The 15,564-nt window shown below is 37.3% G+C and carries 10 protein-coding genes and 1 pseudogene; 4 read left to right on the plus strand and 7 right to left on the minus strand.

What is annotated here, in order from left to right; genetic code table 11:
* Window positions 1-402: 402 nt before the first annotated feature.
* From AVJ19_RS15635 to AVJ19_RS15655, 5 genes are all read right to left on the minus strand, one after another.
* Window positions 403-2,049 carry an AMP-binding protein gene (locus AVJ19_RS15635; protein WP_111860580.1) on the minus strand — a complete coding sequence of 549 codons (1,647 nt, stop codon included), beginning with the start codon at window positions 2,047-2,049 and terminating at the stop codon, window positions 403-405.
* Between the two features lie 286 nt (window positions 2,050-2,335).
* Window positions 2,336-2,902: a LemA family protein gene (locus AVJ19_RS15640; protein WP_111860581.1), complete on the minus strand. Its 567-nt coding sequence runs from the start codon at window positions 2,900-2,902 to the stop codon at window positions 2,336-2,338.
* Between the two features lie 17 nt (window positions 2,903-2,919).
* The gene (locus AVJ19_RS15645) at window positions 2,920-3,945 is read right to left on the minus strand and encodes a hypothetical protein (RefSeq protein WP_111860582.1); all 1,026 of its coding nucleotides are present in this window, start codon (window positions 3,943-3,945) and stop codon (window positions 2,920-2,922) included.
* A gap of 216 nt (window positions 3,946-4,161) precedes the next feature.
* A complete protein-coding gene (locus AVJ19_RS15650) occupies window positions 4,162-5,544 on the minus strand; it encodes an amino acid permease (RefSeq protein ID WP_111860583.1) in 1,383 nt (460 codons plus the stop codon).
* 170 nt (window positions 5,545-5,714) lie between these two features.
* Window positions 5,715-7,436: an alpha-keto acid decarboxylase family protein gene (locus AVJ19_RS15655; protein WP_111860584.1), complete on the minus strand. Its 1,722-nt coding sequence runs from the start codon at window positions 7,434-7,436 to the stop codon at window positions 5,715-5,717.
* Window positions 7,437-7,566: 130 nt separating this feature from the next.
* Between AVJ19_RS15655 and AVJ19_RS15660 the strand changes: the two genes are divergently transcribed.
* On the plus strand, window positions 7,567-8,034 hold the full coding sequence (locus tag AVJ19_RS15660) for an Lrp/AsnC family transcriptional regulator (protein ID WP_111860585.1): 468 nt from the start codon (window positions 7,567-7,569) through the stop codon (window positions 8,032-8,034).
* Between the two features lie 85 nt (window positions 8,035-8,119).
* Here AVJ19_RS15660 and AVJ19_RS15665 read toward each other — a convergent pair whose 3' ends face one another.
* Window positions 8,120-9,652 carry a pyridoxal phosphate-dependent decarboxylase family protein gene (locus AVJ19_RS15665; RefSeq protein ID WP_111860586.1) on the minus strand — a complete coding sequence of 511 codons (1,533 nt, stop codon included), beginning with the start codon at window positions 9,650-9,652 and terminating at the stop codon, window positions 8,120-8,122.
* 3 nt (window positions 9,653-9,655) lie between these two features.
* The gene (locus AVJ19_RS15670) at window positions 9,656-11,032 is read right to left on the minus strand and encodes a diaminobutyrate--2-oxoglutarate transaminase (RefSeq protein ID WP_068975338.1); all 1,377 of its coding nucleotides are present in this window, start codon (window positions 11,030-11,032) and stop codon (window positions 9,656-9,658) included.
* A 489-nt stretch (window positions 11,033-11,521) separates the two neighbouring features.
* Between AVJ19_RS15670 and AVJ19_RS15675 the strand changes: the two genes are divergently transcribed.
* The 3 genes and pseudogenes from AVJ19_RS15675 to AVJ19_RS15685 all read left to right on the plus strand — a co-directional run bounded on the left by AVJ19_RS15675 (window position 11,522) and on the right by AVJ19_RS15685 (window position 15,532).
* The gene (locus AVJ19_RS15675) at window positions 11,522-12,223 is read left to right on the plus strand and encodes an SIMPL domain-containing protein (RefSeq protein WP_111860587.1); all 702 of its coding nucleotides are present in this window, start codon (window positions 11,522-11,524) and stop codon (window positions 12,221-12,223) included.
* 209 nt (window positions 12,224-12,432) lie between these two features.
* Window positions 12,433-14,631, plus strand: a complete 2,199-nt coding sequence (locus tag AVJ19_RS15680; RefSeq protein ID WP_228203381.1) for a TonB-dependent receptor family protein — start codon at window positions 12,433-12,435, stop codon at window positions 14,629-14,631.
* Between the two features lie 131 nt (window positions 14,632-14,762).
* Window positions 14,763-15,532, plus strand: a pseudogene (locus AVJ19_RS15685) (sulfite exporter TauE/SafE family protein).
* The last annotated feature ends 32 nt before the right edge of the window (window positions 15,533-15,564 follow it).

A 15,564-nucleotide genomic window follows, 5' to 3' on the forward strand; every position in this document is an offset into this window, starting at 1 on the left:
GCCATATAGGCAGCTTAGAAAATCATTAATCCGACTCCAGAGTGTCGACTCAGGTTCACTGCCATATAGGCAGCTTAGAAATTGCATCATTGCTCTACGTTTCTCAACCGCTTGTTCACTGCCATATAGGCAGCTTAGAAATTTATGACAACCAACGTATGCCTTACATGGCAGTTCACTGCCATATAGGCAGCTTAGAAATGATGGTTATTTCAATCAAACATATACAGGGCGTTCACTGCCATATAGGCAGCTTAGAAAAACAAGAAATGCGTATATTTCACCATCATATAGTTCACTGCCATATAGGCAGCTTAAAACATAAATTAACTTTTTATTCAACTCTCATTTTTACTGCAAAAAAAGCACCCTTACGGGTGCAAAGAGACAGACTTTAATACATTAAACTGCGTGTTGAATGCCTTGTAATTTTGCAATTTCTTGTTGTTTTAGTAAATTACGTTGAATTTTACCACTCGATGTTTTCGGTAAACTCTCTACAAATTCAATCTCACGTGGATAAGAATGCTTAGACAAACGAGAACGTACATATTCTTGTAACTGATTTGCCAAGGTCTCTGAAGCCAAAGTTTGTGTTTTCAAAACGACAAAGGCTTTTACGATCTCAGTTCGTTCTGGATCAGGTTTGCCGATCACTGCTGATTCCAAAACTTCAGTACATTCCAAAAGTGTGCTTTCTACATCAAAAGGACCGACTCGATAGCCTGATGTTGTAATGACATCATCAGCACGTCCAACAAAATCTACACCACCCAACTCATTGAATTTTACGGTATCACCAGTTAAATAATAATTTCCCACAAAAGATTTACGGTTATTGCCACCATAGCCTTTAAACCATGTTAATGGTGATTGTGAAAAATCAATAGCGAGTGTTCCAATGCCACCACGTTCTATTTCTTCATTATTTTGATTCAATACCACAAAGCGATGTCCGGGATTTGCAAAACCAGCTGAGCCAACTTTGATTGGATGTGCAAGTGCATGATGATTACCAATCACCATTCCTAGTTCAGTTTGTCCATATTGATCAAAAATATCGACATTTAAATCATGTTTAAACCAATGGATCACTTCAGGTGTTAATGGCTCTCCAGCACTACTGACCACACGTAAATGGTTTTTGATAGAAGCATCAAATTTTTCTTTAAAGCCAAAAAACATACGAAATGCAGTCGGTGAACCTGTCAAATTACTCACTTGGTATTTTTTAATAATTTCTAGCGCATTATCAACACTAAATGCACGTTCATCCATGATGATACTATGCCCTAATGCCAATGGACCTGTAATACCGTAGTACAAACCATATGCCCAACCCGGATCTGCTAAATTCCAAAATGAATCCTGCTCAGTTAAACCTACCGCATGACGCATATATTCCTTAAATGCCACCACTGCTTTTAAAGGCACAGGCACAGATTTTGCCAAACCAGTAGTGCCTGAAGTAAACATCATTAAAAAATCATCTGTAAAAGTCAGTGAAACAGGCTGACATTCCGCAGAAAATTTTTCGATTTCTTGCCAAAAATCAGGATCAAGTTTACGTCCTTCTGAGATTTGATAAACTGTTAAAATATGATTCGCTTCAATATGATTCAGTTTTACCCGTTGTTCTTCATTAGTCACCACCAATTGTGTATTGGCAGTTTCAAGACGATGTTCAATCGCTTTAGATTCAAAAGCTGTAAATAAAGGCTGATAAATCGCCCCAATGCGCCAAGTTGCTAAAATCGTAATCAATAATTCAGGTGTACGAGGCAATAATCCTGCAATACAATCCCCTGTTTTTAAACCGATATTTTTAAAATAATTGGCAAGTTTTCCTGAAGCTTCTGCAAGTTGCTCAAATGTCCATTGTTCTGATTCAGCATTTTTCCCTTCCCAAATCAAAGCAACTTTGTTTTGCCCAACATAACGCCCACAGCATTCCTCATAGGCGTTAATTGCATCCGCTGTGCCGACCAATTGTTCAGTGATCAATTTTTCAAAATCAAACTCTTGATGTGCTTGCTCTAAAGTCTTCATGACATTGCTTCCTCTATTCTGCATACAAAAATTCATGTTTTGCTGAGAATTTTTAAATTTTTTGTTTTGAAAGTTCATTCATTGAACATTTCTAAGATGCTTATAGATAATCATGATTCTAAAAATTGAACAATTTCCAAACACCGCAATTCTGATGCTGTTTTTGGATAGCATAAAGAAAGCTGAGAAAATCGACTTTGTTGGATTTAACGCTGAAAATAGAAATAAACTGCAATAAAAAACCCATTGTCTAAATAAACAATGGGTTAAAACCAATCAAGGAAAATTAAAAATTAGGACGATAATCAAAATTTTTCAATAAAATAGGATCTGAAAATGGACGAATCGGCTTTTTCGACAAAGTTAAAGTATTGATTAAATTATTCGGAAATACTTGAATAGTATTATTAAATTCTTCCACATTTCGATTAAAAATTGTGATTGCTGCACCGACATTTTCATTTTGTTGTTGAATTTCATCCATCATTTTTAGATAGAGTTGATCCGCTTTAAGCTCAGGATAATTTTCAACCACCACATTCAAATTTTTCATCAAATCTTGACTGAGTTTTTCAATATGCTGCAACTGAGAAACATCAGTATTGTTCAAATTTAAATTTAAAATTTGTTGACGCAATTCAGTGACTTTTTCCAAAGTCGATTTTTCAAAATGGGTATATTGCGCCAGAGTACGCTCTAAATTTTCCAAAATTTTAGCTTTTTGTACTTCAAAATTCGCCACTTCTGCCCATGCACGTTTAGTCGCATTAAAATATCGGACACTATTATTGCGAATCATGATTCCCCAAACGATCAAGACCACAAAAATGGCAATAAAAATAAACCAGCCCATATGATTTTCCTTATTAATTATGAAATTAAGTTTAGCATGTGCTGCTGAAAACGTTCATATTCTGGCATACACAAAGTCCGTAAATGTCCACGTAGCTGTGAAACATCTCGAATTTTTTCGACATTTTGACGATGTTTCAACAAGTTTTGATCCCCCATATAACACAACATATCTTCTGCAAAATGAAACACCACTTCACCTGAATAATTCTGAAAAAAATCACTTAATTTTAAAGTCATCATTGGGCTAATATGCCGTGCAAGTTGATTCTGATCATGCCCAAATATTTTCAAATTTTCATTCACTAAAATATCACTCGTTGACCATTTTTGTGTATAGGGTTCAAAAAATGAATGGCGTTGATTACTTGCTGCAAATCCCAAACGTGACGTGCCAAACACAAAAGCACCCCACTGATCTTTACGTATACCTTTGATTTTATTTTGATCTTTGTTGAGCTGGCTAATCGGTAACTCATTGATATAATAGTAATGAAACAACAAAACTGGATATTTTTTATTTTCAAATTCCCATGTAGTTGCAATGTATTGGGTAATTTCATTTGTTGCATTTCCTTTTGAAAATAAAGGAAAAGATTGTTTTAACTTACTCATGACCAAGATTGCCTGACTATGCTGTGGCAAAAAAGAGGGTACCCGATTGAACTGTAAACCATATTTCAATGTCAGCATACGCTGCTCTAAAAACTGAATCACCTCTTCAATCGGAGCACGTGGTTCATAAATTAAATAAGCCAGAAATAAGCACAACATACTGCCCAATAATGTCAAAGGAAAGGCGATATAAGCATGAATCATCCAACCAAAAATCAGAATCAAAATGCCTAAAATCAACAGTACATGAGCAATAAAATTATGGAAATATAAATCTTTACACTCACCCCAAGGGTGTAAACCATCTAAAATATCTTGGGCAGATTGTGCTTTTTCCCCAATGTCCCATAAACGTGCAACATTACGCATCACCTGCTGATTTTTTTGTGTGGTTAAATGCAACCATGTTTCAACGGTCTTGATGGGCATAAGTAGTTAAAATTGCAATGATTAAAACAATAGCTTAACAATATCATGATGTATAAATGCTTTAAATAAAAATTAAACCAACAGCAAAATAATTTTGATATTTTAAAATATAGACCATAAAAAACTGAGCTAATGGCTTAACTCAGTTTTTAAAAGCATATCAGGAACACACTAAATAAATTCGTCAATCAAATGCCAAAAGCTATAGCATTTTATTTAACTAGAAATACCCACCTCAGACATGATTGGCGCTTTCTTGCGATATTTCGCTATATACATCACGCCCAAGAACGCCAACCACACAGGGATCATCACCACAGCAATACGCATATCTGGGGTAAAACTCATCACAATCAAAATAAAGAATACAAAGCCAATGGTCAGATAATTTGACCATGGTGCAAACAAACTTTTAAATGAAGTCTGCTCACCCGTGCTTAACATGACTTTTCTGAATTTTAAATGCGTAATCGAAATCATCAACCAGTTGATCACCAATGCAGATACCACTAGCATCATTAACAATTCAAAAGCTTTACTTGGTATGATGTAGTTGATCAAAACACAAAGTGCTGTCACAGCAGATGACAAGAAAACAGCATTCACAGGGATCCCACGTTTATTCACTTTTTTTAGAAATTTAGGCGCATTTCCCTGCTCAGCCAAACCATGTAACATCCGTGTATTACAGTAAATACAACTGTTATAAACCGAAATCGCTGCAATCAATACCACGAAATTTAAAACATTTGCCACACCACCACTATTTAAAGATTGGAAAATCAATACAAATGGACTGCCGCCTTGTGCAACCTGATTCCAAGGATATAAACAAAGTAAAATCCCAATCGCACCCACATAAAAAATTAGTACACGATATACGATTTGATTGACTGCTTTAGGAATGGTTTTTTGCGGATTTTTGGTTTCTGCAGCCGCGATTCCAATCAGCTCAAGCCCACCAAAAGCAAACATAATCACAGCCATCGCCATGATAAAGCCATGTGCTCCATTTGGAAAAAACCCACCGAATTGCCATAGATTACTGATACTTGCCTGAGGACCAGCATTTCCACTTAATAGTAGATAAATACCAAAACCAATCATGCTCAAAATCGCTATGATCTTGATCATTGAAAATAAAAATTCAGATTCACCAAAAAATTTTACATCAATAAGATTAATCCCATTGATCAAAATAAAAAAGAAAAGTGCCGTTAACCATGTTGGAATCTCAGGCCACCAAAAATGTACAAATGTGCCAATCGCAGAAAGCTCTGCCATACTGACCAAAACATACAATACCCAATAATTCCAACCTGACATAAAGCCAGCCATTTTACCGAGATATTTATTGGCAAAATAACTAAAAGAACCACTTACAGGCTCATGTACAACCATCTCACCGAGTTGTCGCATGATCAAAAATGCAATCACGCCAGCCAATGCATAGCCTAATAATACTGAAGGTCCAGCAAGCTTAATGGTTTGAGAAAGCCCAAGAAATAAGCCCGTTCCGATTGCACCACCAAGTGCAATCAATTGAATATGACGATTAGAAAGCTCTTTTTTTAGAGTATTTTTTTCCTGAATTTCCATATTAACTCCTGTGTTGTCGTATCCATGACAACTTTTTAGAAGAAATGATCTTTAGCTACTTATGCCTTTAAAGATCTGAGTTTTATTACGTTTATGCTTTAGAAATAACTTGAATTGGGAAATAAAAAAGAAGAGGAAATATAGCTATACCACTACATTTCCTCTTTGCGTCAAAACGAAATTACATCCTGACATTTCACGTACTGTTCAGGCATTTTTAGTTTTTGGTAAGCATGATCACCATAATCATAACGAGCCACAACATCAGCAAATTTTTGTAGGCTCAGCGGTGCATCCATCGCAGGAAGTTTTAATTCAATGAATGATAAATGCTGATGATCATTAATTTTTCCTAAGGCTTGTTCAAGCTCTACTACTGTTTCCACCATAAATGTTTCATAGGTATTTTTCCCATTAAATACATGAACCATTTCGGTATATTTCCAGTTTTGGATATCGTTATAAGCCGCCTTTTCTCCTAAAATTAAACGCTCAATGGTATAACCACCATTATTTAATACAAAAATAATTGGCTTAAGATCATGCCGAATAATCGTTGACAGTTCTTGCATTGTAAGTTGTATAGAACCATCACCGATGAACAAAACATGACGGCGTTTTGGTGCTGCTTTCATCGCTCCTAACAATGCTGGCAAGGTATAACCAATTGAGCCCCAGATTGGCTGAGCGATGTATTTTGCTGTTTTTGGTAATCTAATACCTGATAAAGCTGAGTTTGAAGTACCCACTTCACCAATAATTACATCATCTTCTTTTAAAAATGCACCAATATATTTCCACAAAATATCATGTGAAAGTTTTCTTGAGCCCTGAGCACTTTGCGGAGCGAAAGGAGTTGTCTCTAATATTGGTTTTAGGACTTTCCGAGTAGGTAAAGCTTGGCAAAGTGAAGTCAAAAATTCAGATAATTCAATCGCAGGAAAGTTTTGACCAAAAATATTTAAATCGTATTGTTTGATATCTACAAAAGTTTTAGGATTGATTTGATGCGTAAAATATCCAGAACCTACATCTGTAAATCGTGCACCAATCGCAATCAAACAATCTGAATTTTCCACCAATTGGCGTACTGTAAGCTGACTTGCTGCACCCACATATACACCAGCGAATAAGTGTGATGACTCATCAACAATATTCTTCGCTGTGCTTAAGCATACATAAGGAATGGCATATTGATTGGCTAATTTTTCAATCAGTTTGGTCACTTGGAAGATTTGTGCTTCGTTGTCAATCAATAGTACTGGACTTTTTGCTTGTACAATCGCAGTCGTTAATATTTCAATTGCATTTTCAAGTAATTCAGGATCACTTTTTGGCATAGTAAAATTTAAAGGCTGATCTTCCACCTGTATTTTGACATGTGTAAGATCTGATGGAAGTTGGATATGTACTGGTCGTTTTTCGATAAAACATTGTTGTAATACACGATCTATTTCTTTCGCTGCATTAGCAGAAGTTAAACGTGTCTGTGCTACAGTAAACTCTTTCATACAGTTCATGATATTGTCATAATTACCATCAACCAAAGTATGGTGTAAAAGTGCACCATTTTTTACTGCATGCAAAGGTGGAATGCCTGAAATATGTACCACCGCAACATTTTCAGTATAAGCACCTGCAATCCCGTTGATCGCACTTAAGTCTCCTACACCATATGTGGTTGCAAGCGCAGAAAAACCGTTGATTCGTGCATAACCATCAGCAGCATAAGCGGCATTGAGCTCGTTGCAATTCCCAACAAAATCAAGCTGTTTCTCTTCTTCAATCTGCTCTAAGTAAGATAAATTAAAATCACCTGGCACACCAAAAACATGTTTGATTCCAAGCTCTTGTAAGCGTTTGTTTAGGTATTGACCAATTTCTATTAACATATTCACTTTCCTTTACATTATTATTCCCTTTAGAAAAATAATATTGCATTTCATTTTTATATTTCATGCATAATAGAAACAGATTTTTTGCAATATGCATGATCTGTGTATCATAAAAGGATTTTATGCAATGGATAAGTTTGATTGGCAAATCATACAAGCATTACAGCGCAATGGACGTTTAACCAATCAAGAAATTGGTGACACGATTGGATTGTCAGCTTCACAATGTTCTAGACGTCGACAGGTCTTGGAGCAAAAAGGAATTATTTTGGGTTATACCGCCCGAATTCTCCCACAAGCACTCGGAATACAAGTCATGGCAATGGTTCACGTCAATCTAAGTACGCATGGCGCTGTATCAAAACAAGCTTTTCAAGATTTGATTGAATGTGAAGATCAGATTCAAGAGGCTTTTTCTTTAAGTGGGGATGCTGACTATATGCTGAAAGTTGTTGCTGAAAATTTGGAACAGCTTTCACATTTTGTCACAGAGAGATTGTTGGCTTGTGATTTCATTGGGCATATAAAGTCTTACATTGTTTTGAAAAACTTTAAAGAACAGAATCAGATTATGATGAAACCCAAATTTAGTTGATTAGAAACAGTCGAATTGATAAAGCTTTTGTTCTAAATAAAAAACCCAGTTTTAAAACTGGGTTTTTTATTGACAAATACAATGATTAATCAATCGCAGGGGTATACGTACCATCCGCAATTGCATCTTTGATACGATCAGCTTCAGCAAGCACGAGTGCAAGCAAATTCTGTACGTTTTCCAAAGTTGCAACAGGGCTTAAAGTGGTCATTTTCAATGATTGAACATTGCCGACTTTAGTTACACCAATATTCGCTTCACCACGTGCAAACAATTCATCTGCCACGTTTTGGTTCAACGTATCCAATAATTCAACAGGATAACCTTGTGGAATTACTCGGAACAAGACTGATGCAAACTGTGGATCAACCAACATTTCAAGACCGTCGGTTGCATTGATATAATCTGCAACTTCACGTGTCAGTTTCACACCATGATCAATCATAGAACCGTAAAGTTCTTCACCTAAGTTTTCAATCGTCATCCACAATTTCAACGCATCAAAACGACGAGTTGTTTGTAGTGATTTAGACACTAGGTTTGGTACACCATGCTCTTCATCATAAGCAGAGTTCAAATACTCAGCTTCATAATGCATGAAACGATAGTTCGCTTCATCTTTGAGCAAGAACGCACCACAAGAAATGCTTTGGAAATAGTGTTTATGGAAATCCAGCGTGATCGAATCTGACAATTCAATACCATCCAACATAGAACGGTAATCATTTGATAGAATCAGTGCCCCACCCCATGCCGCATCGATATGCATCCAAGCGCCATATTTAGTGGTAATTTCACGGATTTTTTTCAATGGATCAATTGCACCTGCATCGGTCGTACCCGCAGTTGCAACCACACATGCCACGATTTTTCCTTCAGCTTGAAGGTGTGCCATGGTTTTTTCCAGTGCATCAACGTCCATCTGTGCATTTTCATTCACAGGAACAGTCACGACAGATTGGAAACCCATGCCCATCATTGCCATGTTCTTTTGCACAGAGAAATGTGCATTTTCAGAACAAATCACTTTGACATTGCGCATTGCTTCATTTGGTACGCCATCACGCTGTACAGACCACGGATTACCGTTTTCATCTTTCCAGTTCTTGGCAATACACCAGTCACGTGCAAGTAGTACACCCATCAAGTTTGACTGTGTACCACCTGAAGTGAACACGCCTGCTTGACCTGCACCATAACCGACTTTTTGACGAAGCCAATCAATCAACTGCTCTTCCATCAAAGAACCCGCAGGGCTTTGATCCCATGAATCCATTGATTGGTTTGTTGCATTAATCAACACTTCAGCGATTTGACTTGTCACCATCGTTGGGCAATGCAAATGCGCTAAAGAATGTGGATGATGTACTTTTAAGCTTTTATTGAGGAAAAGCTCCACCATACGCTCAAGCGACTGATGTAAACCTAAACCTTCTTTTGATGGGTTAAAAGAAATCGCTTGGCGAAGTTCTTTAATGCTACCACCAGTATACATTTTATCGTTTTGCAACCATGCTGCGACCGCTTTAGTCGCCTCAGCCATTGCTGACTCATAGTCAGCAATAGACCCAGCATCATTGCAGAGTAACGCTTTACGATGTTCTGCAAAATCTACCATAAATTACGCGCCTCGAACTGCAACAAGAGCTTCTGCAACTGCTTTCTTAAAGCGTGCAAGGGCTTCAACACATTCTTCTTGAGTGATGATCAATGGGCAAAGTAAACGAATGACTGTACCGCTACGACCGCCTTTTTCAAGCAGTAATTTATTGTTGAAACACGCTGTTTGAATTGCAGCAGCCAATTGTGAATCCGCAGGCAATGAACCCATGTGATCCGCTTGTTTGCGTTCATCCACAATCTCAATACCGATCATCAAACCACGACCACGAACATTACCGATACATGGGAATTCAACCGCTAATTTTTTCAATTCAGCTTGTAAGAAATCACCACGTTCTTGTGCATTTTGCGCAAGATTTTGTTCTTTAATGGTTTTGATCGTTGCAAGACCTGTACCCATCGCAAGTTGGTTACCACGGAAAGTCCCCGTGTGACCCGCAGGTTGCCAAGCATCGAACTTACGTTTAATACCCAACACTGCAAGCGGTAAACTACCACCCACTGCTTTAGACATCACCACAACATCAGGCTCGATTCCTGCGTGTTCAAAGGCAAACATTTTACCTGAACGGGCAAAACCTGCTTGAACTTCATCAAGAATAAGAACGATATTATGACGTTCAGTCACTTCACGGATTTTTTGCAACCATTTTACAGGTGCTGTTACCACACCGCCTTCCCCTTGAATCGCTTCAAGAATCACAGCAGCAGGTTTTGTTACACCGCTTTCAACATCTTCAATGAAGTTTTCAAAGAAATAAGTCAAAGCATCAACACCTGCTTCACCGCCAACACCCAATGGGCAACGGTATTCATGTGGATATGGCATAAACTGTACGCCTGGCATTAAGCCATTTACCGCATTTTTAGCAGATAAGTTACCTGTCATCGCCAATGCACCATGGGTCATACCATGATAGCCACCAGAGAAACTGATCACTGTGCTACGACCTGTATAGGTCTTTGCCAATTTAATTGCTGCTTCTGTACCATCTGCACCAGATGGACCACAGAACTGTAAGCAATACTCTTCTTGACCACCTGGAAGCTGTTCAAGAAGTGCTTCAGTAAAAGCATCTTTTAAAGGCGTTGTTAAATCTAAAGTATGTAAAGGAAGTCCACTCGCCAGAGTGTCTTGAATACTTTTAATCACCGCAGGATGGTTATGGCCTAATGCCAATGTTCCTGCCCCAGCTAAACAATCGAGGTACTTTGTACCTTCAACATCGGTAACCCAACAACCATGTGCTTCCGCTATCGCTAACGGTAATTTACGTGGATAACTACGAACATTCGATTCCATCTGACTTTGGCGAGTCAAGTAGTATTCATTTGTGGAAGTAGTGGCAGCAGGATTTACAGAAGTAACGCTCATATCGAATTACCATCTCTGATATGGGTTGAAAGAAATAAGTCGGGTGACTTGCGGTCCTTTGACTCGGTGCTTTATAGAAATCTAGTTAGTAAGAATTTTGTCATAACCCTAACTAGGAGGGCGATAATACAGTTTTTTTCAAAAAAATAAATATCTTTTATAAACTTATCGACAAGTAAATGATTGGAAAAAACATTCATCCTAACCTAGACTAAGAGTATCATCATACTATGTGACAGATGAAAGAAAACCTTGAAATATTTTTCAATTTTTTCATTAGGATATTTTCTTCGATTCATTTATATGACATGATCATCTAAATCATTTATATCTATACCATTTTCATTTTTTTAAATTTGCAAAATATGTATCAAACATTACAAATCCACCACAATATCCACCTCAGTATTTCGCAACTTATGCTTAATATCAGCTAAAGCTTAAATTTATCTTCAACAAATTTAAACCACCACTTTTTAAGGATTCATTATGCGTTATTTGGCTTTAACCACTCTACTTTTAGGATCAGCATTTAGCACTATGACCATCGCAGCCGAAAATGAAACTTTGAATTACAATATGATCAATGTCCAAGCGGACGCCACTCGCCAAGTTTCTAATGATGAAATGCATGCCGTATTGTTCATTGAAAAGACCAACAAACAACCTGCTGAACTGTCTGCGCAAATCACACAGCTCATGAATCAAGCGATTGCAACTGCAAAAAAATATCCACAAGTCAAAGTCGAAACGGGCTCTCAAACTACTTATCCTGTATATGACAATGACAATCAAAAGTTAAAAGAGTGGCGTGGTCGTGCAGAAATTAATATCGAAAGTAAAGATTTTAAAGCAGCAAGCCAATTGATCAATGAGCTACAACAAAACTTCCAGACACAGTCAATTAACTTTGCTGTATCTGATGAGCAACGTAAAAAAGTTGAAAATGAGCTGATGGTCGAAGTCTCAAAAAATTTCCAACAACGAGCGCAAATCTTGACCCAAGCGTGGAATAAATCAGCCTATACATTGGTCAATTTAAATATTAATACCAATAATTATGCTCCACAGCCTGTCATGATGCGTGCAAGCATGGCGAAGTTTGAAGCAGCTGATGCAGGCGGGCAAAATGTTGCAGCAGGCGAATCTAAAATTACTGTCAATGCCAATGGTACTGTTCAATTTAAGTAATAGATTTTCCAGACTTATTTTATACAAAGGTTGATAAATAATATTTATCAACCTTTTTTATTCACTAAATATATGATTTCAATCATTTAAAAAACAATTTAATTTAATAAAAATCATTAATATAAATAATAGTGATTATTGTTTAGTTTTACTTGCTTTTACATTAAGCTTTGCAAAATTTTATTTCCATTCTACAGATTTACCCGCTCATGTTGATCAAATCTTACGTATTCTCACATCATCTATTAAGTTATTCGATTGCTCTCGCAATGTGTTCAATCAGTTTTTATGCTTTTGCTGAAACTGATCATGAGGTGACACTACAAGAACAAGCTGACGTTCAAACTTTATCTACGCTTACACTTACAGCACAAGGTAACTGGCTAGAAAAAGCCAATAGTAAAAAAGTGCAGCAACATGCAGGCGCACGTACAATTATTGATCGCAAGCGCATGGATGAAACAGCAACAACCTCTATCCGTGATGTTTTAAGACAAAGTCCTGGCGTACAAGTTCAAGAAAATAATGGTACAGGCGGTAGTGATGTATCACTCAACATTGGTGTACGTGGTTTGGCTTCACGCCTTTCACCACGTTCTGCAGTTTTGATGGATGGTGTTCCATTATCATTTGCACCTTATGGTCAACCACAACTTTCTCTTGCACCAGTGTCAATGGGAAATATTGAATCTGTAGATGTGGTTCGTGGTGCTGGTTCTGTGCGCTTTGGACCTCAAAATGTGGGTGGGATTATCAATTTCAGTACACGTAGTATTCCTAAAAACTTTGCTGCAACTGTTGGTTTAACCACTGAATTTGCATCAGGAACAGATCAAACCAAATTGAGTCCGCATCTATTTGTTGGTGGGACTTTAGACAATGGCTTAGGACTAGCCCTGCTCTATTCAGGTACAAAAGGCAATAATTTTCGAGAAGCCAATAATCAAATCGACATCGATGATGTCATGCTAAAAACCTCGTATCAATTGACTGATCAAGATGATATTGCACTAAATTTGCATCATTATGAAGGTCGTGGTGAGATGCCTGAAGGTTTAACAACGCAACAATTTACTGAAAATCCATATCAAGCATCGCATCAAAAAGACTATTTTGCAGGTCGCCGTTCAAATATTTCACTTAAATATAGCCATAAAGATGATCTCAATAATTTTGAAATTTTAGGTTATTACATCGATTCATTTCGTACCAGTAACTTAGAAGTTGATACAGCTACAGGCAAGCGTTTGGATAATGCACCACGTGATTATCAAGTTTATGCTTTTGAGCCACGTTACTCACGTTTATTTGATTTTGGCGATATTCAAAATGAAATTACGATTGGTTATCGCTATATGCATGAGGAAAGTTCTGAATTTGCGGGTCGTACTGAATATGCAAATGGTGCTCAACCGAGTGAATTTTTAGCACGTACATCTAGCGAAGGTGGCACCAAAGCACATGCAATTTATCTCGACAACCGTTTTGACTTTGGTCAATGGGTAATCACTCCTGGTGTCCGTTTTGAATCCATTGACACACATAACAACTTTAGCGCTTATAAAAAAGGTCAATTGCTCAATACTGTTCAACCAAACATCAAATCTGAAGAATTTTTACCTAGCTTATCACTTATGTATAAGGCTAATGATAACTGGAATATCTTTGCCAATGCAGGTGTATCATTTGGACCACAGCAATACAACCAATTAGCAACCACTAATGCAACAACAGGACAAGCAATCACCACTCTTGATGGTTTAAATCCTGAAAAATCAAATAACTATGAAATCGGTACAAAATATCTTGGACATGGTTTAAATGCTGAATTTACTGTATTTTATTTAGATTTTGAAAAAGAATTACAACTCGAGCGAGATGGTGCAGGCAATGGACTTTGGACCAATCTTGGTGCAACCAGTCATAAAGGTGTTGAAGCAGGTTTAAGCTACGATTTCTCAAAACTTTCCAATGCCTTAGAAGGTTTGAAAATTTATAGTAATTATACCTTTACCAAAGCAGTCTCTGAGGCAGGTGAATTCAAAGGCAAAGATTTACCATTCTACTCGCACCATGTTGCTAATCTCGGTTTAGGTTATAAATTTGACAATTGGAACGTGAATGCAGATCTGTTTGCACAATCCAAACAACATTCACCAAATAGCCCAGATGGCAGTTATCAAACTGTAGAATCTGCAAATGGTAAATACGGCGATATCGCTGGCTATTCAACTTTTGCAATCCGTGCAGGCTATGACTTTAAATCACAACTCAAAGGATTAAAACTCGCTGGTGGCATCAAAAATGTATTTGATAAACAATACTACACCCGCTCAACAGATAGCACAGGAGGTAAATACGTTGGACAGCCTCGTACCTTCTTCCTACAAACATCATATGATTTTTAATACGTTCAAAGCATAACCACTCACTCCAAAGCCCTAATCTCGCAATATGAGATTAGGGCTTTCTCATAACTTTCCATTTATATTTTTCTAGCATAAACTCTCTCTATCTTCTTTCAAAATCAGTTCTAATAATGGATTATCAAACCATTTTAATTGGTCTTGGCTTTTTCGCTTTTTGTGGTGGCTTAATTGATGCTGCTGTCGGTGGTGGTGGTTTAATTCAACTGCCAGCCCTGATGCATGCTTTTCCAAAACAGAGTTTAGCAACTGTTTTCGGCACCAATAAAATGATCGCGATGGCAGGTACGCTCTCATCTGCATTTGCTACTTTAAGAAAGTAACAATCAATTGGAAATTAGTGCTACCAACAATGCTTGCTGCATTTATCTTTTCATTTTTTGGTGCAATGTCTGTTTCATTGATTCCCAAAGAGTTGATGCGCTATATCGTATTCTTTTTATTGATCACGATTGCCATTTATACCTTTGCTAAAAAAGACTTAGGACAAATTCATACGGTTTTACAAGCAGGGAAAAAAGAAATTGCGCTTGGGATTTTGTTTGGGGCATTGATTGGTTTCTATGATGGTATTTTCGGACCTGGCACAGGTAGTTTTCTGCTGTTCTTATTTGTCAAAGTTTTTGCTTTTGACTTTTTAAATGCCTCTGCTTCCGCAAAATTGGTCAATGTTGCGACCAATGCAGCCGCCATGTTTTTCTTTGTTCCCACAGGTCATGTCATTTGGTTAGCTGCTGTGATTCTTGCTGTGTGTAATATTCTTGGGGCAATCACTGGCACTGCTTTAGCCATGAAATATGGCAGTGGTTTTATTCGTATTTTCTTTTTGATTTTATTGGTGTTTTTGATTGGTCGAATGGGCTACGATCTATTTTCTAATTAAAAAAACCACTCGAAAGTGGCTTTGAATAACTC

Origin of the sequence: Acinetobacter sp. CFCC 10889 (assembly GCF_003268395.1) — a bacterium.
Lineage (GTDB): Bacteria > Pseudomonadota > Gammaproteobacteria > Pseudomonadales > Moraxellaceae > Acinetobacter.

Bases quoted from the DNA above. Each gene is read 5' to 3' on its own strand.
- AVJ19_RS15635 (WP_111860580.1), bottom strand. From the start codon at position 2,049: ATGAAGACTTTAGAGCAAGCACATCAAGAGTTTGATTTTGAAAAATTG.
- AVJ19_RS15665 (WP_111860586.1), bottom strand. From the start codon at position 9,652: ATGGTAGATTTTGCAGAACATCGTAAAGCGTTACTCTGCAATGATGCT.
- AVJ19_RS15660 (WP_111860585.1), top strand. From the start codon at position 7,567: ATGGATAAGTTTGATTGGCAAATCATACAAGCATTACAGCGCAATGGA.
- AVJ19_RS15650 (WP_111860583.1), bottom strand. From the start codon at position 5,544: ATGGAAATTCAGGAAAAAAATACTCTAAAAAAAGAGCTTTCTAATCGT.
- AVJ19_RS15655 (WP_111860584.1), bottom strand. From the start codon at position 7,436: ATGTTAATAGAAATTGGTCAATACCTAAACAAACGCTTACAAGAGCTT.
- AVJ19_RS15645 (WP_111860582.1), bottom strand. From the start codon at position 3,945: ATGCCCATCAAGACCGTTGAAACATGGTTGCATTTAACCACACAAAAA.
- AVJ19_RS15670 (WP_068975338.1), bottom strand. From the start codon at position 11,032: ATGAGCGTTACTTCTGTAAATCCTGCTGCCACTACTTCCACAAATGAA.
- AVJ19_RS15640 (WP_111860581.1), bottom strand. From the start codon at position 2,902: ATGGGCTGGTTTATTTTTATTGCCATTTTTGTGGTCTTGATCGTTTGG.
- AVJ19_RS15680 (WP_228203381.1), top strand. From the start codon at position 12,433: ATGTTGATCAAATCTTACGTATTCTCACATCATCTATTAAGTTATTCG.
- AVJ19_RS15675 (WP_111860587.1), top strand. From the start codon at position 11,522: ATGCGTTATTTGGCTTTAACCACTCTACTTTTAGGATCAGCATTTAGC.